The following is a 25,060-nucleotide window of genomic DNA, read 5'->3' on the forward strand; positions in this document are numbered from 1 at the left end:
GAACTTTCAGGGCTTTTTCATTTTTTGATGATAAACCCGGTCTTATCCTTTGGTTATGTCCCCCGAACCGGAAGCTTTTGATTTTATTTTTTTAGGGTTGCCCCTGTAATGGATGTCGCCCGAACCGGACACTCTGGCATCAATGGATTGGTGGGCGGTAACTTTAATGTCAGCGGAACCGGAAACCGTTGCCTTCACAAAATCGGCCTCTAAGTCGTATGCCTTTATATCTCCAGAGCCCGAAACAGACACGGTAAAGTCCGTTGCCCTACCGGATAGGTTTATATCTCCGGAGCCTGATAGTGCAGCTTCTACTTCTTCTGCTTCTACCATAAGGCTAACGTCGCCCGAACCCGACATGCTTGCATTGAAACGGTCGGACTTTATCATGGTTTTGCCTACAACATCTCCAGAGCCCGATAGACTCACAAATTCAATGGATTCCACTGGAACGGTAATATGAATGCCCTTGTTCCAACTGGATGGCCTGAGATTCATACCCTTTTCCGCTTTAATGACCAACTTTCCATCTTTGACCTCTGTTTTAATATGCTCCAATAAGTTGGATTCCCCTTCGAGGGTAATTTCCCCTTCATTCCCCGATACCAGGTCTATATCAAACCAACCTGCAAGGGCGACACCGTCATAGTTGCCTACGGAGCGTTCAATAGTTACGTAATCGCCATTTCCTTTAACTCGTTTTCCCCATTGGGCACTGGTACAGGATATCATTCCCAATGCCAGGGTAAGTGTGATAAGTTTTTTCATGATCTTGTGTTTAAAATTGTTTTTGATTTGATGTTAATTTTGATAAAATGAGATTCCCCCGTAGTCACTGGTAATGCTTACCCTGTTTCCAGAATTTGCTTTTCCGTAGTAGCCGCTGTAGTATTTCTCGGTGGATTTTTCTTTACTGATGTTGATTTCAAAATTCTCCTTGCCATTTACCCCGGCATATTCGGCAGAAATCTCAAAATCGAAATGGTATTCAGGGTCATAACCTATTTTAATGCCTGTGTAATCGCTTCGTATTTCCACGTTTCCGGCATCTGGGGCCAAACGGTCTATTTTTAAGGATCCATAATCGCCGTTTATGGAAACATTGCCGTGTACATTGCCCAGTTTTACACCAATATAGTCTCCGTTGCCAGTTACATTTTCTACGTTGTTCACTTCGACAGATCCGTAATCGCTGGAGTACTCCAGATTTTTCATCTCTTCAACGACAGCATTGGTATAATCGGCCCTTATGTTCAGGTTCCCAGCTTTTTTGATGGTAAACCCGGAATAGTCCGCTACAATTTCGGCACTGTTCACATAATCAAAAGTAGATCGAGAGGTATAGTCGAACTTAAGCTCATTGTTGCGCCCACGAAGCTCACCGATTTCCAAATTTCCATAGTCGCAGCTAATCTTGGCGTGGCCGTCAATACGGTCAAGGATAATGCTACCATAGTCATTGCTTAGGTTTACACTGTTTTTAACGGGCAGTTTAATAGTGTAATTTACCTGTACGCTCACTTTTTTGCGTTTTCCCCAGCTCCATCCCCAGCTATTGCTCTGGTCTCCAAATTGTGTTATGGCGGATACCATGCTTGAACTGTTTTCAAAGTCCACATCAATCTCCTCCAGTCGCTCTTGAACGCGATCTTCATCGTTACCGTTGGTTTTTATATGTACCTCGATAACCACACGGTTTTCGTTCCAAGAGGTAATGTTGAGGTTGCCATAACTGTTTTTCACTTTAAAGAGGGCATCGGAATTAACGTTGTACTCTTTTTTTATGGTTTTTTCCTTGGTATACCTCCCGTTCAACTTTTGGTTATCCACATGGGCAATCGCAACAAGCGGTATCAAAGCCAAGGCGAAAAAAATGTATTTAAATAGTAAAGCTTTCATCATTTTGTGATTTTAAGTTCTTAATGTTTTCTATTTGGCTCAAAACTTCTTTTATAAGGTCGATTCGTGTTTGGAAATTGGTAATCATGGCACTCAGGATAATTTTACTGTCGCCGCCGTTTACCAAATCCTGCTCAAGGGTTTCATAATCTTTGTCCAGTTTTTCCAATTGTGCCAAGGTGTCGTCCACCAATTGGGCCGTTTCCGGTGTTTTCTCCTCTTTCAGCTCCTCAACCTGTTCCTCTATCAAATTCGCAAAATAGAACTCGGTTTGGGAAACTTCGGGGGCAATTTTTGTTACCTGTTGCTTGATGCTGGGTTGTGGGCCAAAGGCTTGGTAGCCCAAGAGTGCCATTAGGGCAATGGATGCAGCTATGGACAAAGGTTTCCACCAAGATATTCTCTCGTTTGGAACAATGGTGCCCTGATCTTTGTCCAGCTTTTCCAGAAAGCGTTCTTGGTGTCCGCTTTGCGGTTCCGCTACATCAAACGCTCCGTGGAGTCTCTCAAACAACCTATCTAAATTATCTTTGTTCATAACTACACATTTACGGTCAACATTTTTCTCAGGTTTTGTTTGGCCCTCGAAATCGTGGTTCTACAATTAGCATAGCTAATGTTCATTATCTCACTGATTTCTTCGTAATCGTACCCTTCAATTAAATGTAAGGTCAAAGAAACTCTGTAATTGTCTTTCAAACTTTTCATGGTTTCCATCACTTTTTGAGCCTTCAGTTCTGTATAACCATTTTGATCTGAAGCAACTCCATCATTATCTTCGACCTTGTACATTACATCATCCAAATCCGCAGCGCGTTTTTTCCGCTGCTTTTTGTAATGATAAATACTGTTATTGATCACAATCCGCTTTAACCATGCCCCGAAGGTGACGTCCCCCTTAAAGGTATGCAGCTTGGTAAATGCGCTCAGGAACGATTCCTGCATCACATCCTCTGCTTCGGCGGTATGCTTTACAATCCTTAAAGCGGTGTTGTACATCGCTTTGTAATAACGGTTGTAAACCTCTAGTTGTGCACTTTGCTTCCCTTGCATGCACAATTCGAGCAGTGTGTCAATATGTTCATTTTGGTGGCTCAAAAAATGATTTGTTTGTCTTATAGATTACACAATTTAGCATTTGTTACACTTTTTTCTTAAAATTTGATTTTTAATGGCACAAGAATTGCCAATTAATGGGTGATAATAAGCTTGTGAATCACCATAAACATTGATTTTGAGGGGTTTGTGCAGGCTTTAATGTTGAATAAAAACACGGGTCGTTTGTGGATTATGACAAAATGACCGAAAAGTTGATATGGGAGAGATGAAAATTACCAATTTTGACAATATAGATTTACAAGGGCTGGATGAAGATGCGGAGTTGATCCCGTTGTTGACCCCTGAGGACGAGGAACAGATGAACAGGGAGAGCCTGCCGGAAACTTTGCCGGTATTGCCCCTCAGAAATACGGTGCTGTTCCCCGGAGTAGTAATTCCAATTACAGCAGGTAGGGACAAATCCATCAATTTGATCAAGGATGCCAATAATGGCACCAAGACCATTGGAGTGGTATCCCAAAAGGACGAAGGTGTTGAAAACCCCGGTCTTGAGGACATCAACACAGTGGGTACCGTTGCCCGTATCCTAAGGGTGCTTCAAATGCCCGATGGAAATACTACGGTGATCATTCAAGGAAAGAAACGGTTCAAAATAGATGCGGTTCTGACCGAGAAACCGTATATCACGGCCAAGGTGAGCGAGGCCGCGGAGGAGCGGCCCGATGAAAAAGGAAGCGAATTTGAGGCCATCATCGATTCCATCAAGGAACTGGCATTTAAAATCATAAAGGACAACCCCAATATTCCGAGCGAAGCCACTTTTGCCATCAAGAACATTCAGAGCAATTCGTTCTTGATCAATTTTGTGTCTTCCAACCTGAATCTTGCGGTTAAAGAAAAGCAGCAACTTTTGGAGATGCCAAATCTTCAGGAAAGGGCATTGGCCACTTTGAAGTACATGAACATGGAACTTCAAAAATTGGAGCTGCGCAACGATATCCAGAGCAAGGTCCGCAGTGATATGGACCAACAGCAACGCGAGTATTTCCTCCACCAACAAATGAAGACCATTCAAGAAGAACTTGGAGGGTTATCGTATGAGGAAGAGGTGGATGAGATGGCAGAAAAGGCCAAAAAGAAAAAATGGAGCAAAAAAGTACAGGAACATTTTGAGAAGGAACTCTCCAAAATGCAACGTATGAACCCACAAGTAGCCGAGTATTCCATCCAACGCAATTATTTGGACCTTTTGTTGGATTTGCCATGGAACGAATATTCCAAGGATAAGTTCGACCTAAAGCGTGCCCAAAAGATTTTGGATCGAGATCATTACGGTCTGGAAGATGTAAAGCGAAGGATTATAGAATATTTGGCGGTCTTGAAGCTGCGCAACGATATGAAATCGCCCATCCTTTGCCTGTACGGACCTCCAGGGGTGGGTAAAACCTCTTTGGGGAAATCCGTGGCCGAGGCCCTTGGCAGGGAGTATGTACGCATGTCCTTGGGCGGCCTGCGTGATGAAGCCGAAATCCGAGGACACCGAAAAACCTACATTGGTGCCATGCCGGGTCGTATTATTCAAAGTTTGAAGAAAGCTGGAACTTCCAACCCCGTGTTTATTTTGGACGAAATCGATAAACTGGCAAGCAGTCACCAAGGGGACCCGTCTTCCGCGATGTTGGAGGTATTGGACCCTGAACAGAATAGCGAGTTCCACGATAATTTCCTGGAAATGGGGTACGATTTGTCCAAAGTAATGTTTATTGCCACGGCGAACAACCTGTCCAACATACAGCCTGCCTTGCGCGACCGTATGGAAATCATCAACGTTACGGGTTATACCATCGAGGAAAAGGTGGAGATTGCCAAACGCCATTTGTTGCCAAAGCAGTTGGAGGAGCACGGACTTTCCAAAAAAGACCTGAAAATAGGGAAACGGCAATTGGAGAAAATTGTGGAAGGCTACACCCGTGAGTCCGGAGTGCGTAGTTTGGAAAAACAGATAGCCAAAGTGGTACGTTATGCTGCAAAATCCATTGCTATGGAGGAGGCGTACAATGTTACCTTGACCAACGAAAATATTGAGGAAATCCTCGGCCCGGCCCGTTTGGAACGCGATAAGTACGAAAACAACGATGTGGCCGGGGTGGTCACAGGTTTGGCTTGGACAAGTGTTGGAGGCGATATTCTGTTTATCGAATCCATTCTTTCCAAAGGAAAGGGTGCCATGAACATTACCGGTAACCTCGGTAAGGTGATGAAGGAGTCCGCCACCATTGCCATGGAATACATAAAATCCAATGCAGAAACCTATGGGGTCGATCCAGAGGTTTTCGATAAATACAATGTGCACATTCACGTGCCCGAAGGTGCCACGCCAAAAGACGGCCCGAGTGCGGGTATCACCATGCTGACCTCGCTGGTATCACTCTTCACTCAGCGTAAGGTGAAGAAGAGCTTGGCAATGACGGGCGAGATTACGCTCAGGGGCAAGGTTTTGCCCGTGGGAGGGATCAAAGAAAAGATTTTGGCCGCTAAAAGGGCGCGCATTAAGGAAATCATTCTGTGTACGGATAACAAAAAAGATATTGAGGAAATCAAGGACGAATACCTGAAAGGGCTTACGTTCCATTATGTAACGGACATGAGCGAGGTTATCGACATTGCGATTACCAAGCAAAAGGTTAAGAATGCAAAAAAACTCTAGTCTCAACTACATTTGATATATTCCAACTTCAAAGGCCCAAAGGACTTTTTGTAAAGGAATTCCCCCCTAAAGGCGACTTTAGGGGTGTTATCCCTATTTTTGTTTCGATGAGAAAAATAACAATAGCAATAGATGGATATTCCTCCACAGGAAAAAGTACCATTGCCAAAAGGTTGGCTTCTGCCTTAAATTATATTTATGTGGATACGGGTGCCATGTACCGAGCGGTGACCCTTTTTGCTTTGCAAGAGGGTATCATCAACGATAAAGGGGAGTTGGATAAGGCCACTTTGGTTGATAAACTATCGGAAATACACCTCAAATTTCTGCCCAATAAGCAAACGGGGCGTTCCGAAATGTTTTTGAACGATGAAAATGTGGAGCAGGAAATAAGATCTATGCGGGTGTCCGGTTTTGTAAGTCCCGTTGCCGCAATTAAGGAAGTCCGTGAAAAATTGGTGAAGATCCAACAAGCAATGGGCAAGGATAAAGGCATCGTGATGGACGGCCGTGATATCGGTACCGTTGTTTTTCCAGACGCGGAACTAAAACTTTTTATGACCGCATCTCCCGAGACCCGAGCGGCTCGCCGCTACAAGGAATTGCTGGAAAAAGGGGAGAAGGTCTCCTATCCCGAAGTGCTTAAAAATGTGGAGGAACGCGACCGAATCGACTCTACCCGTACCATTTCACCATTGACCCAAGCCAAGGATGCCATTGAGTTTGATAACAGCGACATGGGCTTGGAAGAGCAGTTTGAGCGGATTTATGATTACTCCCAACGGGTGATTGCAAAGCTGGGTTGATGTGTTGGTGTTTTAGATGATTGGCGATATACGGTTCTGTCGTTTTTAATAATCCTGAACCAAGACTTCAGTTGGAATATGAAGCGCGGTGTTTAGTTTTCGAATCATTCCCAAAGTCAACTTTCGTTTTTTATTCAAAATTTCGCTGACCCTACTTTTAAACCCCACAACTTCTGCCAAGTCTTTCTGTTTCATTCCCATTTGTTCCATTCGGAATTTGATGGCTTCAATTGGGTCTGGCATATCGATTGGGAAATTTTCATTCTCGAAACGATCGATTAAAATCGAAAGGATTTCCAGTTCGTCTCCTTCTTCCGTTCCTTTTTTTGCATCAAAAATATCCTCAAGCCTGTTGAGGGCATTTTGATAATCTTTTTCGTTTCTGATTGGTACTATATTCATTTGTCAGATGTTGTTTGCGTCAATCTTGTCATATTCCGCGTGGGTTCCAATAAAACGTATCCAGCATATTTGATATTCAAAGTTGAACTTTACGATCAACCGATAGTTGTTTCCTTTGATGTTGTAAACAATTCTGTTGTCCTTTAGAACACTTGCGCTTGGATAATCATTTTTTAGTTCGTTTATGTTTTTACATTCGGACTTTTCGGTTTCCCTGAACCACGCCTTTAATTGATCCTCGCTGTCGGCCTGTTTCTCCCAGAAATTCCGTAATGTGCGTTTGGCTATTACCCTCACATTATGATTGTTTGTCGCAAATGTAGCAAAAAGTTACCGAATTGGTAATTATTTTTGATTTATTCAGATTTAGGTTCCAAGTGGGTTCTTGCTCTTTTTTGTAAAAACCGCAAGTACTCCCAACGGGTGATTGCGAAGCAGGGCTTAGAATAGTTTCTGATTTTGGAGTTGCCCTTATACAACTTGTTGTAGCCAGTAGTTCTTCATTACTTCAAAATTAGGTTCGCTCTTTTTTCCAAATCGTCAAGGTCATTTTTTTCTTTTATTGTTTCTTTTCCCAATCGCAACACCATCTCAACATGATTGATTATCGCCATTTTGTGACTTTCTCGTTTGGTGAAATTTTGGATGGTTATCAATGCTTCCAAAAGCCTTATGATTACCGAGGTGCTTCCTGCTGAAAATTGTCTGATTTGATTAAATGCGGCATTTAATACACCTTCAAAATCCAATACATTTGCAATAACCCTAAGATTTCCGTCTTCATCAACACGATACTTTGAAGGGAATTTGGCTTGTGCCAAGTAGCACATAGTCGCTGTTAGGTTGTCAATACATGCAATTGCGGTATATGGGTCGTTTACCCCTGGAGATAATGCCCTGGCCGCAATCTCTACCATTTGATGGATTGAAAATTCCAAATCCTGCTGGGAGGTCTTTATTTTTCCAAAAACAAATTGGTGTAGTAGTTCATCTATGGATTCTGCTTGCCAATCCATGTTTGAATAAATTACGCCGATTTCTTGGTCTTTCACTAAAAAGCTACCCGGTCTGTGCTTTAATTCAAACAAGGAATCATTATCAGTTATTATCTTTGATATTACTTCGCTGTCCAAGTATTGCAGATAACCATTTTTGGGAGATTTGATACGTGTTTGTTTTTGATAGTTGGAAATAGCAGCATCTTCATCAAAATCTTTATTGTCCTTGAGTTCATCCCCTATTTTTTCCGGGAAAAGCGTTTCTACTTGTTCCAAAATAAGGTCTGATATATCAGAAATAACCTTGTCCGCTTGGATACTTACTGCAATTTGGTGTATAAATACGATAAGCAAAGTAATATTTGCTACGGCCATTAAAATGGCAACAAAAATGGAAATGGATGGAATGAAAGTATATCCATTTCCTTCCTTTATAGCATTTAAAACCAATAGGCAATATAGGTACGTGGCAATGTATGAACCCAAAACTACTTGGTTGAGGCGTACGTACATAAAGTTTTTTATCAGTCTAGGGCCAAATTGAGAGGAGGCAAGTGTCAAAGCAACCAATGTTACTGAAAAAACTGTTCCTGCAACACCGATCATGGCACCTGAAATAGTAGATAAAATGCTTCTTGCAGAATCGGAGCTGTTCACCGAGAAAAAGCGAATCCAACCTTCTTGTGGAATGGTTATCATATTATCCAATGAAACCAAGCTTACTGACAATACTACTGCTAAACCAATAATTATAACAGGTACAAACCAGAACGTGGCAAGCAATTCTTTCCAGAAAAAGAGCAGTTTTTTCATTTTATCAAATAAAAGAACAGGGCCTGTAAATCATCTACAGGCCCTGTTGGTTAATCAAGAGAACAAGCCTTTCAACTTGTCAAATCCTTCCTTAAAAGAGTCTGAAGCGGATGAAAACGCATCTTTTGCTTCATCCCACTTTTCTTCGGATGCATTTTTAAGGTCGGCATATTTACTTTCCAAGTCCGATCGTTTTGACTCCAAATCCCTAATTGCTTTGTCATACTTAGATTTTGCGTCCCCACTGGCAGATTCTTTTTTTGCCTTCAACTCGTGGATTTTAGCCGAAACCCCGTCAATGGTTTGGTTCGCCTTGGCCTTGAATTCTTTTTTGTTCATTTTTAAAAAATTAAATGTGAATAATTGTGCCTGCCAGTAGGGATTTATGGATATCGTCCCTTTAAAATGCCAGGTCATCCAATTTGTAATGGGTTCGTTCTCCCATGGGATACAGCGTCAAAAGATATGAATCGTTTTAATGATTTATATCGACCGATAAGTGAAGTTAGCATTTTTATGTTTAAAATTCCAGTATGGATTGATGGATGCAATAGCTGGGTCGGCACTACACGGTTGTGCCCAAACGTGGAAATCCCCAAAAACCAAAAAAACGCCCAAAGGGCGCTTTTTCTTATTCTGTCCATGTGGCAATTCCTTACAAATTCGGAATCACCAACACCTGATCGGGGTGGATCACGTTCGGATCCTTTAAAATATTGGTGTTCGCATCAAAAATTTTGGTGTACTTCATCGGGTCGCCGTAATAATGCTTCGCAATCTTGCTCAAGGATTCCCCGCTCTTCACCGTATGTCTGTGGTAAACGGAATCATCTTCCACGGTAATGTTCGCTTTAATGTCCGATGGCTTTTCCCCACCAATTTCCTTGATCTTGTCCCACAATAGGTTTTTTTCGTATTGGGTCTTGGTCATCCCTTTTATTTTTAAGATATCGCCTTCAACATTCACATCCCCGTTTTTTACTTCCAATTTCTCACCTAGATCTAGTACAGGTTGATATTTTGCTTTAACACTCATAATTCGATTTTTTACAGTTAACAATTAGAATTCTCAAGATAGTTAATATGCTCAAATTTTGCTGTTAAATAATGGGAATACTTTTTTTGCTGAAACCTTGCTTGTAGGCTTTGTATATCAAGAATTTAATTGTATTTTTGCACCCCTTTTGGCAAGGAGGCAAGAGAAAAAGGGAATTTTAGAAAATCATTTTAAAAACCACTTCCGCGGTAATTGTTCAACTCTTGTAAAACGTGGAATACAAATTTTAATCAGCAGCATGGCTGAAGAAAAACAAAACGTTGAGGTAGAAGAAACTGCCGCAGCACCAGAAGTAAAAGAAACAGAACCCAAGCAAGATCCTCAGGAGTTTCTTGAAAATTTTGATTGGGACAAGTACGAAGAAGGAATTGAGCGCGTAGATGATACCAAGCTCAAGGAATTCGAGACACTAGTAGAGGAAAACTTTGTGGACACTGCCGACGAGGAAGTAGTGGAAGGAAAAGTGGTTCACATGACAGACCGTGAGGCGATCATTGATATCAATGCCAAGTCCGAAGGTGTAATTTCCTTGAATGAGTTCCGCTACAATCCCGATCTTAAAGTTGGTGATAAAGTTGAGGTACTTATAGATATCCGTGAGGACAAGACCGGTCAATTGGTGTTGTCTCACCGTAAAGCAAGAACCATCAAGGCGTGGGAGCGTGTTAACAACGCACACGACAAAGAAGAGATCGTTACTGGATTCGTTAAATGTCGTACCAAAGGTGGTATGATTGTGGACGTATTCGGCATCGAGGCATTCTTGCCAGGTTCCCAAATTGATGTGAAGCCTATCCGCGATTACGATCAGTACGTAGGCAAGACCATGGAGTTCAAAGTAGTGAAGATCAACCACGAGTTCAAGAACGTAGTGGTTTCCCACAAAGCTTTGATCGAAGCGGATATCGAAGAGCAGAAAAAAGAGATCATTGGCCAATTGGAAAAAGGTCAAGTACTGGAAGGTATCGTGAAGAACATTACATCTTACGGGGTATTTATCGACCTTGGAGGTGTGGATGGATTGGTTCACATTACCGACCTATCTTGGAGCAGGATCAACCACCCGAACGAAGTTGTGGACCTAGACCAGAAATTGAACGTTGTTATCCTTGATTTTGATGATAACAAGTCAAGAATCCAGTTGGGTCTTAAGCAATTGGAGAAACATCCATGGGATGCCTTGGGTGATGAGATCAAAGTTGGCGACAAAGTAAAAGGTAAAGTGGTTGTAATCGCCGATTACGGTGCATTTATCGAAGTTGCCGATGGCGTTGAAGGTTTGATCCACGTTTCAGAAATGTCGTGGAGTACGCACCTAAGATCCGCCCAAGACTTTGTAAACGTGGGAGACGAAGTTGAAGCTGTTGTGTTGACCTTGGATAGGGAAGATCGTAAAATGTCGTTGGGTATTAAGCAATTAACGCCAGACCCATGGACAGATATCACTTCCAAATATCCTGTTGGATCAAGGCACAAGGGAATCGTTAGAAACTTTACCAACTTTGGGGTATTCGTAGAGTTGGAAGAAGGAATCGACGGTTTGATCTATATCTCCGATCTTTCTTGGACAAAGAAAATCAAGCATCCATCCGAGTTTGTTGCCGTAGGCGATACCTTGGAGGTGGAAGTATTGGAATTGGACGTAGAAGGGCGCAAATTGAGCCTTGGACACAAACAGACCACAGAGAACCCTTGGGACAAGTACTCCGAAGAGTTTGCTGAAGGTACCGTGCACAAAGCTGCAATTGCAGAGGTTGTTGACAAAGGAGCTACCATTGACTTCAACGAGGATATCGTTGGATTTGTTCCACAACGCCACATGGAAAAAGAAGACGGCAAGAAACTTGTAAAAGGAGAAGAGGCCGAATTCAAGATCATCGAGTTCAATAAGGATTTCAAGAGAGTGGTGGCAAGCCATACTGCAATCTTTAGAGAGCAAGAAGACAGAAATGTGAAAGCTGCAGCCAAGAAAAGAGCCGCATCATCCGATGAAGCTGCTCCGACCCTTGGAGATGCCAACTCCGCATTGCAAGCATTGAAAGACAAAATGGAAGCCGATTCCAAGAAAAAATAATCGGACTTTTCAATGATACGAAGCCCCGCTGGAAACAGTCGGGGCTTTTTTATGGCCCGAACATTTTAAAGAATTGCTTACTTTTGTATTCAACCGAGTTGGTCGCACATAGCATATGAGTCAAAAAGTTCTGCTTACTTCAAAGGAAATTAACATCATACTGCACCGGTTGGCCTGTCAGCTAATGGAAAACCATTTGGATTTTACCGATACCGCATTGATCGGTATCCAGCCCAGAGGCGTTTTTTTGGCAGAAAGGTTGGTAAAGATTCTCAAAAAAGAATACAAGATCAAACATATTGACCTTGGTTTCTTGGACATCACATTTTTTAGGGACGATTTTGGACGTGGAGAAATCCTAAAAGCCAATTCCACACAAATGGATTTTTTGGTGGAGGATAAAAAAGTGGTGTTCATTGATGATGTGCTCTATACCGGAAGAAGCATCAGGGCGGCACTAACGGCCATCCAATCCTTTGGAAGACCAAGCAACATCGAACTATTGACGTTGATAGATAGGCGTTTTAGCAGACATTTGCCCATACAACCAACGTATAGGGGCAGGCAGGTGGATGCCATCAATAGAGAAAAAGTAAAGGTGATGTGGGAAGAGAACGACGGTGAGGATAAAGTATATTTAGTAAGCAAATAAAAGGGAATGAGCGAATTAAGTGTAAACCATTTGTTGGGAATCAAATATCTGAACAAAAAGGATATATCGCTCATATTTGAAACGGCCGATCATTTTAAGGAAGTGATCAATCGTTCCATTAAAAAAGTGCCCACACTTCGTGATATTACCATAGCCAACATCTTTTTTGAGAACAGTACCCGTACAAAGCTATCTTTTGAGCTGGCCGAAAAGCGACTTTCTGCCGATGTGGTCAATTTTTCCGCAGGACAATCATCCGTAAAAAAAGGGGAGACCCTCATCGATACCGTGAATAACATCCTGTCCATGAAAGTGGATATGGTAGTGATGCGGCACCCCAATCCAGGAGCGGGCATTTTCTTGTCAAAACACGTAAAAGCGGCTATCGTAAATGCTGGTGATGGTGCCCACGAGCATCCCACGCAAGCACTCTTGGATTCTTATTCCATCCGCGAAAAGTTAGGTGATGTGGGAGGTAAAAATGTGGTAATAGTTGGTGATATCCTTCACTCAAGGGTAGCGTTGTCCAATATTTTTGCCTTAAAACTACAAGGGGCCAACGTAAAAGTCTGTGGACCAAAAACACTTATTCCCAAACATATAGAATCTCTGGGAGTAGGGGTGGAGACCAACCTAAAAAAGGCCTTGGAATGGTGCGATGTGGCCAATATGCTCCGTGTTCAGAACGAACGTATGGATATCAGTTATTTCCCATCCACTCGTGAATACACGCAACAATTCGGGGTCAATAAGGGACTGTTGGACAGTTTGGACAAACAAATTGTGATCATGCACCCCGGCCCTATAAACCGCGGTGTGGAAATAACCAGTGATGTAGCGGACTCCGACCAATCCATTATTTTACATCAGGTAGAAAACGGAGTGGCAGTACGTATGGCAGTACTTTACCTATTGGCATCAAAAATTAAGTAAAAGATGATTTTCGACAAAGACGGAACAACAACGATTGTTTTTCAGGAAAAGACCACCTTAAGCGGTTTTTTGGAAAACCTCAACAAAGCATACCCAAAACTCAAGCACGACAATATTGTTGTCAACCTTTTTTCTTTCAATACCTTAAAAATTGCCGATTTATTGGAGTTTTTGGACATTTCGAACACCCACAAAGGTGCTGGCAGGTCATTTGTTTTGGTGACCGATAAGTTAAACTACGACGAGATTCCTGAAGAGATAAGCGTGGTGCCTACCCTACAAGAGGCCAAGGACCTTATCGAAATGGAAGAAATAGAACGCGACCTGGGTATATGAAATTGACCGTACTTGGGTGCTATGCCGCTACGCCACGAACATTTACCAACCCTACTTCGCAGGTACTCGAAATAAAGAACCATCTGTTTTTGATCGATTGCGGTGAGGGAACCCAAGTGCAGTTGAGAAAATACAAGGTCAAGTTTTCCAGGATCAACCACATTTTTATATCGCATCTCCATGGGGACCATTTTTTTGGTCTTCCCGGTTTGATTTCAACCTTTAGGTTGTTGGGCAGGGACAAAGAACTGCACATATACGGCCCAAAAGGGATCAAACAGGCCATCACCCTATTTCTAAAATTGGGTGATTCTTGGACCGATTACCCGTTGATATTCCACGAATTGGAATCCAAAGAATCCGAACTGGTTTTTGAGGATGAAAAAGTCACCGTCCGAACAGTTCCGTTGATCCATAGGGTATACACCAATGGTTTTTTGTTTCAAGAGAAGGAATCCCCGAGGACCCTCAACATTGAAGCGGCCAGAAAGTACGGCATAGATAAGAGTCAGTTCAACAATATTAAAAAAGGAAAGGATGGTATTGATGCATCGGGCAATCTGGTGTCCAATAAAAAACTCACTTTGGACCCACCGGAACCCAAAAGCTACGCTTTTTGTAGCGATACGGTCTATAATGAGGCCATTGTGCCCATTATTAAAGATGTGACGGTGCTGTATCACGAATCCACTTTTTTGGAATCCGAGGAACACCTTTGCGAAAAAACAAAACATAGCACATCCAAGCAAGCTGCACAAATCGCCAAAAAGGCCAATGCCAAATTGCTGATATTGGGCCACTATTCCACGCGCTACAAATCCATCGAACTATTTAAAAAAGAAGCCAATGATGTTTTTCCAGTGGTGGACCTAGCCGACGATGGTAAAGTTTTTGATTTCAAATAATCTGTTTGTACCGTGTCGAGCGAGCCAAGCGACGGGAAATCCATTTTTTGTCGTTGTTCCTAGTTAATTGTAAATCGAAATGTAATTCCAAGCTTTGCAATCAAGGTAAATTTCCCGAACTTCACGTCATGCAAAAAGACCTTGGTGATTATAGAAAAACTTACGAAAAAAGTGAGCTGACCGAAGCTTCCATAAAGGAAAACCCGCTGGAGCAATTTCAAAAGTGGTTTTATGAGGTAGAAGCCTCAGAAGGGGTAGACGAACCAAACGCCATGACGATTTCTACCATTGGATTGGATGGATTTCCAAAAAGCAGGGTGGTTTTAATGAAAAAATTCACTTTTGAAGGCTTTATTTTTTATACCAATTATCAAAGTGAAAAGGGAAGGGCCATTGCAGCAAATCCATCGGTTTGCCTATCTTTTTTTTGGCCCAATATGGAACGTCAGGTCATTATAAAGGGTACCGCGGAAAAAATAGTCGAAAATCTTTCCGATGGATACTTCGAATCCCGCCCACATGGCAGTAAACTAGGTGCCATTGTTTCTGACCAAAGCGAGGTAGTTCCGTCCCGTGAATATTTGGAGGATAAGTTGAAGCAGCTCGAACAGCAATATAAAAGCAAGGAAGTGCCCAGGCCCGAGCATTGGGGAGGATATTTGGTTCGTCCCATTTCCATGGAATTTTGGCAAGGTCGCCCTAACCGATTGCACGATCGGATACGATACTCCCTCCAGGAAGATTTTGATTGGAAAATTGAGCGATTGGCCCCCTAACCCCTAGAAGATGAAACAATTGATACTGATGCGACATGGGAAATCCTCATGGGATTACGATGTCTCCGATAAGGACAGACCTTTAAAGCAAAGAGGAATAAACGATGCCCATTTGGTTTCCCAAACCTTTGCTTTGCATGCCCCTTCAATAGACTTTATTTATTCAAGCCCAGCCAATCGTGCTTTACATACCAGTATGATCTTTGTAAGAAATCTGGAATTTGGCCTGTCGGGATTCAAGGTCAACGATATGCTTTACGATTTTTCGGGCAATAGCGTACAGCAATTTGTCCGGCATTTGGACAATAATTTGAATACAGTGGCCATCTTTGGTCACAATTATGCCTTTACCTCGCTTGCAAATACTTGGGGAGATCAGTATATTGAGAACGTTCCCACAGCTGGACTTGTACACATTACATTTGGTGTGGACGATTGGTCCAAAATATCCGAGGGAACCACAGAGCAAATGGTCTTTCCAAAACACTTGAAAAAATAGATGGTAAAAACAAAGAACGAATATATAAACAGGGAAATCAGTTGGTTGCAATTTAATGCCAGGGTACTGCAAGAGAGTAAAGATCATAGGGTGCCATTGATCGACCGGTTACGGTTTTTAGGGATTTTCAGTAACAACTTGGATGAATTTTTTAAGGTGCGATATGCCACGGTAAAACGTATTGTGGATGCCGGAAAAACGGGTAAAAGTGTTTTGGGCGGAGAAAGGGCCAAGGATTTGCTGGAGGAAATCACCAAAATCGTGATTGATCAGCAGACCCGTAGCCTTGAAATTTTTCAACAAATTGATAGGGAACTTCGTGAGGAAAATATTTTTATCATCAGGGAGACCGAGGTCAATGAAAGTCAGGCAGAGTTCATTCGGGATTATTTCTTTAAAAAGGTGAACCAGGAGTTGATGACCATTATCCTGAACGACCTTACCGAGTTTCCGCTCCTGAAGGACACCGCTGCCTATTTGGCCGTTAAGGTGGTGATGAAGAACGGTTCGGGCAAAGGAAAGCACAACAGGTATGCCTTGATAGAGATCCCGAAGGGAATAGACCGCTTTGTGGTATTGCCAAAAGAAGGGGAGAAGAACTACGTCATCATATTGGATGACTTGATCCGCTTTTGCTTGGACAGCGTGTTTACCATGTTCGAGTTCGAGTCCATTTCGGCCCACATGATCAAGATTACCCGCGATGCGGAATTGGATATAGACAACGATCTGAGCAAAAGTTTTATTGAAAAGATTTCTTCCAGTGTGGAGCATCGGAAAATCAGCGATCCCGTACGCTTTGTATATGACAAGAGCATAGACAAGGACACCCTCCAGTTCCTGAAGGAAAAAATGGATATTATGGGCACCGATAGTGTGATTCCCGGTGGCCGTTACCATAACCGAAGGGATTATATGGGTTTCCCCAGTTTGGGGCGCCAGGACCTTATGTACGATAAGATAGAGCCCTTGCCCGTTAAAGGCTTGAGCATGAAAGGGAGTTTGTTGGATATGATTGCCCATAAGGACTATATGATCTATGCCCCATACCATACCTTTAGCTATGTGACCAAGTTTTTGAGGGAGGCTGCCCTGGACCCACAGGTGCGTAGCATAAAAATCACCATATATAGGTTGGCGGAGAGCGATAGCCAAATTGCAAATGCTTTGGTCAACGCCGTTAAAAACGGAAAACAGGTAACCGTACAGATAGAGTTGCAGGCCCGATTCGATGAGCAGAACAATATTGAATACGCCAACTTTTTGCAAGATGAAGGCGTAAAATTAATCTTTGGCGTACCTGGACTAAAAGTACACAGCAAGATTTGCCTTGTGGAGCGCGAAGAAAATGAGGGTATCAAAAGGTACGGCTTTATCAGTACCGGTAACTTTAACGAGTCCACAGCAAAAATTTATACTGATTATACCTTGTTTACGGCCCATCAAGGTATCTTAAAGGATATGAACAAGGTATTCGGCTTCTTCGAGACCAATTATAAAATCAATAAATACAAACATCTTATTGTATCGCCCCATTACACCAAGTCATCCTTTATGAAGATGATCGATAAGGAAATCGCCTTTGCCAAGGCAGGGAAAGAGGCTTACATCAAAATAAAGATGAATAGCCTTACCTCTTATCTAATGGTGGATAAACTGTATGAGGCCAGTAGGGCAGGAGTTAAGATACAGATGATTGTTCGGGGAATATGCTGTCTTATACCCGGTGTAGAGGGCATGAGCGAAAATATTGAAGCCATAAGTGTGGTGGACAAGTTTTTGGAACACCCCAGATTGTTCATTTTTGGCAATGATGGTGACCCAAAAATCTATATTTCATCCGCAGATTGGATGACGCGCAACCTGGACTTTAGGGTAGAGGTGGGCTGTCCCATTTACGACCCCGATATTAGACAGGAACTGTTGGATACGTTTGATATTTCTTGGAAAGATAACTCCAAGGCACGGGTGTTTTCCGCAAAACAGGACAATGCCTATAGAAAACGTGCCAAAGGGGAAGCCGAACTGCGATCGCAGGTTGAAATGTACAATTATTACAAAAGGAAATTGGAATCCTAACCGTGCATGGTCCCCTTTTTGCCGAGGTCTTTCATTAATTGTGCCTCGTACTCCAAGAGGGCTTCCCATTTTTGGTCCACCTCCCCTTTTTTGCCGTATTTGCGGGCAAACTTGAGGAACATGGTGTAATGGTTGGCTTCGCTGACCATTAGGTTCCGGTAGAACTCGGACAACTCTTCGTCGGCTATTTCTTCTGATAGCAATCTAAAGCGTTCGCAGCTTCTTGCCTCGATAAGGGCAGCATACAAAAGTTTGTGGACCAAGTGGGTTTCCCTGCTGCCGCCTTTTGGGAAGAATTTCATCAACTCGATGACATATTCATCCTTGCGTTCGCGGCCCAAGACCCAGCCGCGCTTTACTATTTTATCGTGCACCATGTTAAAATGACCCATTTCCTCACGGGCAAGAGCGGTCATTTCCTTTACCAATTCCGACTTTTCCGGAAAACCAATGATCAACGAAATGGCAGTACTGGCTGCTTTTTGCTCGCAATACGCATGATCCGTCAGAATCTCTTCGATGTTCTTTTCAACAATGTTTACCCATCTTGGGTCAGTTGGTAATTTTAGGCCTAGCATGATGTGTATTTTTCCGCAAAGATAATCCGACAGGATTAAATAAATTCGCCGTGCCCTAGTTATATTTGTAAAACCAACAGATTCTAGTCTATATCTTATGGCCAAAACCTCTAAAGATTATCTCTCCGATATTCTGCAATTAAATTTAAATAATTCTGAATTTCAATGGTTAATTGATGCTGTAGCACAAATTTCTGAAGCAAAAAGCAAAAAGGATCTGTACATGACCTACAGTCTGTGCACCTCCAAAATCCAAAATACGCCCATTGCCGATTTTGGTACTCAGGATTTTGCATGGAAAACGTACTTGGAAACACAAAAGGCATCCACCTTGGAGATTTCCAGGGTTTTTATACTTTCTTCTGCCCTCGAAGCAGGGGATGAGTTTTTAAAACCCGTGCAGCAATTGATTCAGGTTGCTGATAAAACCGAATTGGAAACCTTTTTAAAATATTTGGTTTTCTTGCCAGAACCAAAGAATTTCAATTTTGCAGCCGTAGAGGCGTTAAGGACCAATATTGCTACGGTTTTTAATGCGATATCCCAATATAACCCATATTCGGCCCAATATTTTACTACGGCGGAGTGGAACCAAATGTACCTTAAGGCTGCCTTTATGCAGCAAGATTTGAAAAAGATACCCGAAATAGAGAAAATGGCCAATAAGGATTTGGCGCGCATCATCTCCGATTATGCACACGAAAGATGGGCGGCATCAAGAGATGTGGAGCCTATGTTTTGGAGACCCGTATCCAATTTTCTGGAAGGTAATCTAATTGATGACATTGAGCGCTTATTTAAAAGTGATACGGAAAGGGAGCAAAAGGCAGCGACCTTGGTTTGTTTCCATTCAAACTCTGATGAAGCGAAAAAATTACTCAAAACCTATGATACCCACCTACAAAAAGTAGAGAAGGGTAATATAACCTGGAAAAATTTATAAGATCATGGATGATACCTTAATGATAATAGATCCACACGTTCATATGACATCCAGAACCACGGATGATTATGAGGCTATGGCAGCGGCTGGGGTTGTTGCTCTGATAGAGCCATCTTTTTGGTTGGGCCAGCCTAGGACCCAGGTAGGCTCATTTCAAGACTATTTTAGCAGTCTTGTGGGTTGGGAGCCGTTCAGGGCCTCACAGTTTGGGATAAAACACTATTGCACTATAGGACTGAACTCAAAAGAGGCCAACAATGTGCCCTTGGCCGAAGAGGTGATGGAATTGTTGCCCCTGTATCTGCACAAAGAAAATGTGGTGGCCATTGGCGAGATCGGTTACGATGACCAAACCGAGGCCGAAGACCGTTTTTTTCGGGAACAATTGGAATTGGCCAAGGCCTTTAACATGATGGTCCAAGTACATACCCCGCACAGGGATAAAAAAGCAGGAACCATTAAAAGTATGGAAGTCTGTTTGGAGCATGGCATAGACCCGGGAATGGTGGTGATAGATCACAACAACGAAGAAACGGTCAAAGATGTACTGGACCGAGGGTTTACCGCTGCATTTACCATTTACCCCAAAACAAAAATGGGCAACCAACGTATGGTGGAAGTGGTGAAAAAGTTCGGCAGTGACAATATTATCGTGGATAGCTCTGCCGATTGGGGCGTGAGCGATCCATTGGCCGTTCCAAAAACGGCAAACCTGATGTTGCAAAACGGAATTGCTCGTGAAGACGTGGTAAAGACGTGCTACCAAAATGCTTTGGACTTTTTTGGAAGATCCGGAAAAATGAAAGAGGAACACTGGTTGAATCCAGAGGCTATTGACCAACGAAAGCTGTTTAATGACAATAGTGTTTTGCGCGGTCAGGAGCCAAAGGTAGAGGACAATAAAATTGTTTAATGGGGCCACGTGTAAAGGCATATCTCCAACTGTGTAGGCCTCCCAATTTACCTACCGCCGCAGCCGATATTTTGGCAGGTATGTCCATATCGGGCCTATTTGCTGGAATAGGAATATTTGCAATACCAACTGTGGATTGGTTTCCATTTTTCATGTTGGTATTGGCCTCCGTGTTTTTGTATGCGGGCGGTGTGGTGCTCAACGATGTTTTTGATATTGCAATTGATAAAGTGGAGCGTCCCGAAAGGCCAATTCCAAGTGGGATGGTTCCTTTGGGCAAAGCAAGGTCATTTGGCTTTGGTTTGCTTTTGGTGGGGATTTACTTTGCTTTTTTGGTCAATATCAATAGTGGTATCATTTCCATTTTTTTGGCTTTGGCCATTTTGTCCTATGATAAATTTGCAAAGCACCATGCTTTCATTGGACCCCTCAATATGGGAATTTGTAGGGGACTTAACCTTTTAATGGGTATATCTTTACTGAATTCAATGGAAAACTGGCCCTATGTTTTGGTTCCCATCGTATTTATTTTTGCTGTGACCATGATCAGCAGGGGAGAGGTGCACGGAAAGAACAAGGGCAATATACTGCTGGCGGGTTTGTTGTACGTTGCAGTGCTGTCGGGCGTGTTTTATTTGCATCAAGTGTATGCAAATGGCGACCTTTGGTATCTATTGTTTTTGGGGCTTTTTGCTTTTATGGTTTTCAAACCTTTGATCAGGGCATATCAACATAATACACCAGAAAATATAAAGAAGGCTGTAAAGTCCGGTGTGTTGTCCATTATATTGTTGGATGCCGCTATGGCTGTTGCGCATGCCAATCTAATTATTGGAGTATTGACGCTCTTACTGTTGCCATTATCCATGTATTTGGCCAAACAATTTGCAGTTACCTAGCTTATGAATAAAAATACGCTACCTACGATTCGACAAGAATTTCAAGTACGGTATACATATCAATTGCTTTTTACCCAGCGTTTATTTGCGGTAGGGAACCCTTTGTTCAAAAACATTTTGGCAGAATATCGTCCCAATTATGCCGTAAAATGTCTTTTCGTGCTAGATCAAGGAGTATTGGACCATCATCCGAATCTAGGAAAGGAAATCGAAGATTATTGCAATCACTTTAAGGAGCAAATCCAATTTACTGACCTTATTGCCGTTCCAGGTGGGGAAGAGAGCAAAAAAGACCAATCCAGTGTTAACAAATGTCTTGATGCCATCAATGAAAATGCCATTTGCAGACATTCATTTGTAGTGGCCATTGGAGGTGGGGCAGTGGTTGATATGGTGGGTTATGCCGCCACTATTGCTCATAGGGGGGTACAACTCATCCGAATTCCAACCACCGTTTTGGCCCAAAACGATGCGGCTGTGGGGGTGAAGAACAGCGTAAATGCTTTTGATAAGAAAAACTTCCTGGGTACTTTTTCTGTTCCCTATGCTATCATCAACGACTTGGAATTTCTAAAGACCTTGGAACAGCGTGACTGGGTGGCGGGGATAGCTGAAGCCATAAAAGTGGCCTTGATCAAGGACAAACAATTCTTTGAGTATATTGAATCCAATGCGGAAGCACTGGCCAATCGGGAAATGGAGCCCATGGCCTATCTGATCCATCGTTGCGCAGAATTGCATATGGAGCATATAGCCAAAGGTGGTGATCCTTTTGAAAATGGTTCTTCCAGACCTTTGGATTTTGGCCATTGGTCGGCCCATAAATTGGAATATATGACAGGGTACAGCCTCAGACACGGTGAAGCCGTGGCCATAGGTATGGCCATAGACATGGTGTACGCCAGTTTGGTAGGTGTGTTGCAAGATGATTTGGAGCGAGTGCTATCGGTCATGAGAAAAGTAGGCTTTAACTTGGAGGTTCCTTTGGAAAAAGATGCGGAAATCAAAGAACTCCTTAACGGGATTGAAGAGTTTCGGGAGCATTTGGGAGGCGAACTCACCATTCCCTTAATTCCCAAAATAGGGACCAAAACCGATGTTCACAGTATCGATTATGAATTAATGGAAAAAGCAGTGCGAAGCTTTATGTACAAACCGCAAAACTCTCTATGAGGATCAAGGATAAATATCATCTGACCTATTGCACCAATATCCACGCCGGTGGAGATTGGGAAGAAACATTTACCAGCCTAAAGCAACATTTACCAAAAATCAAGAAATCCGTTTCCCCAAACAAGTCGTTTGGTCTGGGGCTTCGATTGGGCAACACGGCCAGTTTGGAACTGGACAATGGACAGCTTCAGGGCTTTAAAGATTGGCTATCCGAAAATGACTGTTACGTTTTTACGATGAACGGATTTCCCTACGGGAACTTTCACGGTGAGCCCGTAAAAGACCAAGTGCATGTGCCCGATTGGACAACACATGAGCGGTTGGAGTATACCTTACGATTGTTTAAACAATTGGACTTTTTGGCACCGGAAGGCATGGAATGTGGTATTTCTACATCGCCCGTTTCCTACAAGCATTGGTTTGATGGTGAATCAGAAAAGCAACAGGCCTTTGCCAAAGGAGCGGAAAATATGGTCAAGGTTGCGCTTGAATTGTACCAAATTGAAAAAGCAACGGGTAGGTACATGCATTTGGATGTAGAACCGGAACCCGACGGGTTTTTGGAGAACACCCAAGAGGTACTGGATTACTACCAAGATTATTTGGTTCCCGAGGCCACCAAGGCTTTTGAACCGTTTCAATTCAGTGCGGAAAAAACAGAGGGGCTAATCAAAAGATATATTACGGTATGTTATGATGTGTGTCATTTCGCATTGGCCTACGAAGCGCCAAATTTGACTTTTGAAAAGTTCAAGGCGGCTAACATTTATGTAGGTAAGATTCAAGTGAGTGCCGCCCTCAAAATAATGTATGACAGCGATAGGGAAGAGGAGTTGTGGAACACCTTGGCCCAATTCAACGAGCCCGTGTATTTGCATCAGGTTACGGAAATGGTGGATGGAAAAGTGAAAACATATAACGATCTGCCCATTGTTTTGGAAAAAAGGAAGCCTTTTAAAGAGTTGCGCTCCCATTTTCACGTGCCCATATTTTTAAAGGATTATGGGTTGCTTCAATCCACACAAGATCAGATTGAGAAGGTGTTGGACCATTTGGAGGACAATTTTGTCAGCAATCACATGGAAGTGGAAACCTATACCTGGGATGTTTTGCCCAATGAACTCAAAGTGCCGATTACAGAGTCCATTGCACGGGAACTGGACTGGATGAAATCAAGATTAAAATGAAGAAGACCGTTGTAATCAACATTGTGGGGCTTACCAATAGATTGATTGGGGAACACACCCCCTTTATAAAAACTTTTCTGGAAAAAGGGAAGGGCAGTGTTGTAAAACCAGTTTTGCCAGCTGTCACCTGTTCGGCACAAAGTACTTATCTAACGGGCAAGTGGCCAACAGAACATGGTATTGTCGGGAACGGATGGTTCTTTAAGGAAGAATTGGAAGTCAAATTTTGGCGGCAGGGAAATCCCTTGGTGCAATCAAACAAGATTTGGGATGAACTAAAAACATTAAACCCAGACTTCACCTGTGCCAATATGTTCTGGTGGTACAATATGTACAGCACTGTGGATTTTAGCGCCACGCCACGCCCCAATTATCTGGCCGACGGCAGAAAAATCCCGGACATATACACCTATCCGGCCAAGTTGCGGGATATGCTTCAAGACAAGTTGGGAACATTTCCGTTGTTTAAATTCTGGGGACCCAAAACATCCATAGCATCCAGTAGATGGATTGCTGATGCCACGATGGAAATGGATAAGGAAAACAATCCAACCTTGACATTGGTCTATTTGCCCCATTTGGATTATAACACGCAGCGACACGGATTAAATTTTGATGTCCTTCAAAAGGATTTGAGGGAAATTGATGCCGTGGTCAAGGATTTGGTCGAGTATTATGAAGCACAATCGGCCAATATAGTTTTGTTGTCCGAGTATGGCATCACCAACGTGTCCAACCCTATCCACATTAACCGACACTTACGAAAAGAAGGGTATTTGGGTATTAGAGTAGAGCGAGGACTGGAACTTTTGGATGCAGGTGCAAGCAAGGCTTTTGCGGTTGCCGACCATCAAATAGCGCACGTTTATGCAAAAGATTCCGTTGACTACGACAAACTTTATGAATACTTGAAAACAATTCCAGGCATTGAAAAAGTTATCCCAAAGAACGAACGGGATGCCCATTATATAGATCACGAACGGGCAGGCGATTTTGTGCTAGTGGCGGACAAGGATAGTTGGTTCACCTATTACTTTTGGGAAGATGAGGCCGTGGCGCCCGATTATGCCCGTATGGTGGACATCCACAAAAAACCGGGTTATGACCCCGTAGAAATGTTTACCGACCCTTCGGATAAATTGGTTATGCCCAAGGTGATGTTGAAACTCTTAAAAAAGAAACTGGGCTTTAGAACCGTATTGGACATTATTCCGTTAAAGGCTGAATTGGTGAAAGGGTCCCACGGAAGAATTCCAGAGGACAAGGAAGATTGGCCCATTTTAGTGACCAATAGCGAAAGTGATCTGCCCCAACAGGAATTGCTTGCCACGGAAGTTTACGGAGTGCTGAAAAATCATGTAATTCAATAGAT

General features: G+C 42.7%; 26 protein-coding genes. 16 read left to right on the top strand and 10 right to left on the bottom strand.

Features of this window, described 5'->3' with window-relative positions:
* Positions 1-42: 42 nt before the first annotated feature.
* Genes VM932_RS09745 through VM932_RS09760 form a run of 4 tightly spaced genes read right to left on the bottom strand, consistent with a single transcriptional unit; the run spans position 43 to position 2,997 of the window.
* Positions 43-768, bottom strand: coding sequence for a head GIN domain-containing protein (locus VM932_RS09745; RefSeq protein ID WP_326278628.1), 726 nt, complete (start codon positions 766-768; stop codon positions 43-45).
* A 33-nt stretch (positions 769-801) separates the two neighbouring features.
* Entirely contained in the window at positions 802-1,899 is a 1,098-nt protein-coding gene (locus tag VM932_RS09750) for a DUF4097 family beta strand repeat-containing protein (protein ID WP_326278788.1), read from the bottom strand.
* Positions 1,880-2,437 (bottom strand): hypothetical protein, encoded by a 558-nt coding sequence (locus VM932_RS09755; RefSeq protein WP_326278629.1) that lies wholly within the window; start codon positions 2,435-2,437, stop codon positions 1,880-1,882. The genes VM932_RS09750 and VM932_RS09755 overlap by 20 nt, the downstream gene beginning before the upstream one ends.
* Before the next feature lie 2 nt (positions 2,438-2,439).
* A complete protein-coding gene (locus VM932_RS09760; protein WP_326278630.1) occupies positions 2,440-2,997 on the bottom strand; it encodes an RNA polymerase sigma factor in 558 nt (185 codons plus the stop codon).
* 217 nt (positions 2,998-3,214) lie between these two features.
* On the opposite strand from VM932_RS09760, the gene lon reads away from it, so the two are divergent.
* Positions 3,215-5,665, top strand: coding sequence for an endopeptidase La (gene lon / locus VM932_RS09765; protein WP_326278631.1), 2,451 nt, complete (start codon positions 3,215-3,217; stop codon positions 5,663-5,665).
* Between the two features lie 107 nt (positions 5,666-5,772).
* Positions 5,773-6,471, top strand: a complete 699-nt coding sequence (gene cmk / locus VM932_RS09770; protein ID WP_326278632.1) for a (d)CMP kinase — start codon at positions 5,773-5,775, stop codon at positions 6,469-6,471.
* 45 nt (positions 6,472-6,516) lie between these two features.
* Here cmk and VM932_RS09775 read toward each other — a convergent pair whose 3' ends face one another.
* The 5 genes from VM932_RS09775 to VM932_RS09795 all read right to left on the bottom strand — a co-directional run bounded on the left by VM932_RS09775 (position 6,517) and on the right by VM932_RS09795 (position 9,720).
* Positions 6,517-6,873, bottom strand: a complete 357-nt coding sequence (locus VM932_RS09775; RefSeq protein WP_014033727.1) for a helix-turn-helix domain-containing protein — start codon at positions 6,871-6,873, stop codon at positions 6,517-6,519.
* Positions 6,874-6,876: 3 nt separating this feature from the next.
* A complete protein-coding gene (locus VM932_RS09780) occupies positions 6,877-7,170 on the bottom strand; it encodes a type II toxin-antitoxin system HigB family toxin (protein ID WP_326278633.1) in 294 nt (97 codons plus the stop codon).
* Between the two features lie 206 nt (positions 7,171-7,376).
* Positions 7,377-8,684, bottom strand: a complete 1,308-nt coding sequence (locus VM932_RS09785; protein WP_326278634.1) for a DUF2254 domain-containing protein — start codon at positions 8,682-8,684, stop codon at positions 7,377-7,379.
* Positions 8,685-8,738: 54 nt separating this feature from the next.
* Positions 8,739-9,023 carry a sll1863 family stress response protein gene (locus VM932_RS09790; protein ID WP_014033730.1) on the bottom strand — a complete coding sequence of 95 codons (285 nt, stop codon included), beginning with the start codon at positions 9,021-9,023 and terminating at the stop codon, positions 8,739-8,741.
* A 316-nt stretch (positions 9,024-9,339) separates the two neighbouring features.
* Complete coding sequence (locus VM932_RS09795) at positions 9,340-9,720, bottom strand: LysM peptidoglycan-binding domain-containing protein (protein ID WP_326278635.1); 381 nt, start codon at positions 9,718-9,720, stop codon at positions 9,340-9,342.
* Between the two features lie 259 nt (positions 9,721-9,979).
* Here VM932_RS09795 and rpsA point away from each other — a divergent pair, with 259 nt between their 5' ends.
* From rpsA to ppk1, 8 genes are all read left to right on the top strand, one after another.
* Positions 9,980-11,815 (top strand): 30S ribosomal protein S1, encoded by a 1,836-nt coding sequence (rpsA, locus tag VM932_RS09800; RefSeq protein WP_041801974.1) that lies wholly within the window; start codon positions 9,980-9,982, stop codon positions 11,813-11,815.
* A 115-nt stretch (positions 11,816-11,930) separates the two neighbouring features.
* Entirely contained in the window at positions 11,931-12,467 is a 537-nt protein-coding gene (gene pyrR, locus VM932_RS09805) for a bifunctional pyr operon transcriptional regulator/uracil phosphoribosyltransferase PyrR (RefSeq protein ID WP_326278636.1), read from the top strand.
* 6 nt (positions 12,468-12,473) lie between these two features.
* On the top strand, positions 12,474-13,400 hold the full coding sequence (locus VM932_RS09810; protein WP_293164964.1) for an aspartate carbamoyltransferase catalytic subunit: 927 nt from the start codon (positions 12,474-12,476) through the stop codon (positions 13,398-13,400).
* Positions 13,401-13,403: 3 nt separating this feature from the next.
* On the top strand, positions 13,404-13,736 hold the full coding sequence (locus tag VM932_RS09815) for a ribonuclease Z (protein ID WP_326278637.1): 333 nt from the start codon (positions 13,404-13,406) through the stop codon (positions 13,734-13,736).
* The gene (locus tag VM932_RS09820) at positions 13,733-14,641 is read left to right on the top strand and encodes a ribonuclease Z (RefSeq protein ID WP_326278638.1); all 909 of its coding nucleotides are present in this window, start codon (positions 13,733-13,735) and stop codon (positions 14,639-14,641) included. Before VM932_RS09815 ends, VM932_RS09820 begins: the two co-directional genes overlap by 4 nt.
* A gap of 128 nt (positions 14,642-14,769) precedes the next feature.
* On the top strand, positions 14,770-15,417 hold the full coding sequence (gene pdxH / locus VM932_RS09825) for a pyridoxamine 5'-phosphate oxidase (protein WP_326278639.1): 648 nt from the start codon (positions 14,770-14,772) through the stop codon (positions 15,415-15,417).
* Positions 15,418-15,427: 10 nt separating this feature from the next.
* Positions 15,428-15,916 carry a SixA phosphatase family protein gene (locus tag VM932_RS09830; protein WP_326278640.1) on the top strand — a complete coding sequence of 163 codons (489 nt, stop codon included), beginning with the start codon at positions 15,428-15,430 and terminating at the stop codon, positions 15,914-15,916.
* On the top strand, positions 15,917-17,995 hold the full coding sequence (gene ppk1 / locus VM932_RS09835; RefSeq protein ID WP_326278641.1) for a polyphosphate kinase 1: 2,079 nt from the start codon (positions 15,917-15,919) through the stop codon (positions 17,993-17,995).
* On the opposite strand, the gene VM932_RS09840 is transcribed toward ppk1, so the two are convergent.
* The gene (locus VM932_RS09840; RefSeq protein WP_326278642.1) at positions 17,992-18,573 is read right to left on the bottom strand and encodes a MiaE family protein; all 582 of its coding nucleotides are present in this window, start codon (positions 18,571-18,573) and stop codon (positions 17,992-17,994) included. The genes ppk1 and VM932_RS09840 overlap by 4 nt on opposite strands.
* 97 nt (positions 18,574-18,670) lie before the next feature.
* Here VM932_RS09840 and VM932_RS09845 point away from each other — a divergent pair, with 97 nt between their 5' ends.
* Genes VM932_RS09845 through VM932_RS09870 form a run of 6 tightly spaced genes read left to right on the top strand, consistent with a single transcriptional unit; the run spans position 18,671 to position 25,058 of the window.
* Positions 18,671-19,516: an EboA domain-containing protein gene (locus tag VM932_RS09845; RefSeq protein ID WP_326278643.1), complete on the top strand. Its 846-nt coding sequence runs from the start codon at positions 18,671-18,673 to the stop codon at positions 19,514-19,516.
* A gap of 4 nt (positions 19,517-19,520) precedes the next feature.
* Entirely contained in the window at positions 19,521-20,429 is a 909-nt protein-coding gene (locus VM932_RS09850) for a TatD family hydrolase (RefSeq protein ID WP_326278644.1), read from the top strand.
* Complete coding sequence (gene eboC / locus VM932_RS09855) at positions 20,429-21,328, top strand: UbiA-like protein EboC (RefSeq protein ID WP_326278645.1); 900 nt, start codon at positions 20,429-20,431, stop codon at positions 21,326-21,328. The genes VM932_RS09850 and eboC overlap by 1 nt, the downstream gene beginning before the upstream one ends.
* A gap of 3 nt (positions 21,329-21,331) precedes the next feature.
* The gene (locus VM932_RS09860) at positions 21,332-22,501 is read left to right on the top strand and encodes a 3-dehydroquinate synthase (RefSeq protein WP_326278646.1); all 1,170 of its coding nucleotides are present in this window, start codon (positions 21,332-21,334) and stop codon (positions 22,499-22,501) included.
* Positions 22,498-23,688 carry a metabolite traffic protein EboE gene (eboE, locus tag VM932_RS09865; RefSeq protein ID WP_326278647.1) on the top strand — a complete coding sequence of 397 codons (1,191 nt, stop codon included), beginning with the start codon at positions 22,498-22,500 and terminating at the stop codon, positions 23,686-23,688. The genes VM932_RS09860 and eboE overlap by 4 nt, the downstream gene beginning before the upstream one ends.
* Entirely contained in the window at positions 23,685-25,058 is a 1,374-nt protein-coding gene (locus VM932_RS09870; RefSeq protein WP_326278648.1) for an alkaline phosphatase family protein, read from the top strand. The genes eboE and VM932_RS09870 overlap by 4 nt, the downstream gene beginning before the upstream one ends.
* The last annotated feature ends 2 nt before the right edge of the window (positions 25,059-25,060 follow it).

The sequence above is a fragment of the Flagellimonas halotolerans genome, assembly GCF_035818535.1.
GTDB lineage: Bacteria > Bacteroidota > Bacteroidia > Flavobacteriales > Flavobacteriaceae > Flagellimonas > Flagellimonas halotolerans.

Bases quoted from the DNA above. Each gene is read 5' to 3' on its own strand.
- VM932_RS09745 (WP_326278628.1), bottom strand. From the start codon at position 768: ATGAAAAAACTTATCACACTTACCCTGGCATTGGGAATGATATCCTGT.
- VM932_RS09750 (WP_326278788.1), bottom strand. From the start codon at position 1,899: ATGAAAGCTTTACTATTTAAATACATTTTTTTCGCCTTGGCTTTGATA.
- VM932_RS09755 (WP_326278629.1), bottom strand. From the start codon at position 2,437: ATGAACAAAGATAATTTAGATAGGTTGTTTGAGAGACTCCACGGAGCG.
- lon (WP_326278631.1), top strand. From the start codon at position 3,215: ATGGGAGAGATGAAAATTACCAATTTTGACAATATAGATTTACAAGGG.
- cmk (WP_326278632.1), top strand. From the start codon at position 5,773: ATGAGAAAAATAACAATAGCAATAGATGGATATTCCTCCACAGGAAAA.
- VM932_RS09775 (WP_014033727.1), bottom strand. From the start codon at position 6,873: ATGAATATAGTACCAATCAGAAACGAAAAAGATTATCAAAATGCCCTC.
- VM932_RS09785 (WP_326278634.1), bottom strand. From the start codon at position 8,684: ATGAAAAAACTGCTCTTTTTCTGGAAAGAATTGCTTGCCACGTTCTGG.
- VM932_RS09790 (WP_014033730.1), bottom strand. From the start codon at position 9,023: ATGAACAAAAAAGAATTCAAGGCCAAGGCGAACCAAACCATTGACGGG.
- VM932_RS09795 (WP_326278635.1), bottom strand. From the start codon at position 9,720: ATGAGTGTTAAAGCAAAATATCAACCTGTACTAGATCTAGGTGAGAAA.
- rpsA (WP_041801974.1), top strand. From the start codon at position 9,980: ATGGCTGAAGAAAAACAAAACGTTGAGGTAGAAGAAACTGCCGCAGCA.
- pyrR (WP_326278636.1), top strand. From the start codon at position 11,931: ATGAGTCAAAAAGTTCTGCTTACTTCAAAGGAAATTAACATCATACTG.
- VM932_RS09810 (WP_293164964.1), top strand. From the start codon at position 12,474: ATGAGCGAATTAAGTGTAAACCATTTGTTGGGAATCAAATATCTGAAC.
- VM932_RS09815 (WP_326278637.1), top strand. From the start codon at position 13,404: ATGATTTTCGACAAAGACGGAACAACAACGATTGTTTTTCAGGAAAAG.
- VM932_RS09820 (WP_326278638.1), top strand. From the start codon at position 13,733: ATGAAATTGACCGTACTTGGGTGCTATGCCGCTACGCCACGAACATTT.
- pdxH (WP_326278639.1), top strand. From the start codon at position 14,770: ATGCAAAAAGACCTTGGTGATTATAGAAAAACTTACGAAAAAAGTGAG.
- VM932_RS09830 (WP_326278640.1), top strand. From the start codon at position 15,428: ATGAAACAATTGATACTGATGCGACATGGGAAATCCTCATGGGATTAC.
- ppk1 (WP_326278641.1), top strand. From the start codon at position 15,917: ATGGTAAAAACAAAGAACGAATATATAAACAGGGAAATCAGTTGGTTG.
- VM932_RS09840 (WP_326278642.1), bottom strand. From the start codon at position 18,573: ATGCTAGGCCTAAAATTACCAACTGACCCAAGATGGGTAAACATTGTT.
- VM932_RS09845 (WP_326278643.1), top strand. From the start codon at position 18,671: ATGGCCAAAACCTCTAAAGATTATCTCTCCGATATTCTGCAATTAAAT.
- VM932_RS09850 (WP_326278644.1), top strand. From the start codon at position 19,521: ATGGATGATACCTTAATGATAATAGATCCACACGTTCATATGACATCC.
- eboC (WP_326278645.1), top strand. From the start codon at position 20,429: ATGGGGCCACGTGTAAAGGCATATCTCCAACTGTGTAGGCCTCCCAAT.
- VM932_RS09860 (WP_326278646.1), top strand. From the start codon at position 21,332: ATGAATAAAAATACGCTACCTACGATTCGACAAGAATTTCAAGTACGG.
- eboE (WP_326278647.1), top strand. From the start codon at position 22,498: ATGAGGATCAAGGATAAATATCATCTGACCTATTGCACCAATATCCAC.
- VM932_RS09870 (WP_326278648.1), top strand. From the start codon at position 23,685: ATGAAGAAGACCGTTGTAATCAACATTGTGGGGCTTACCAATAGATTG.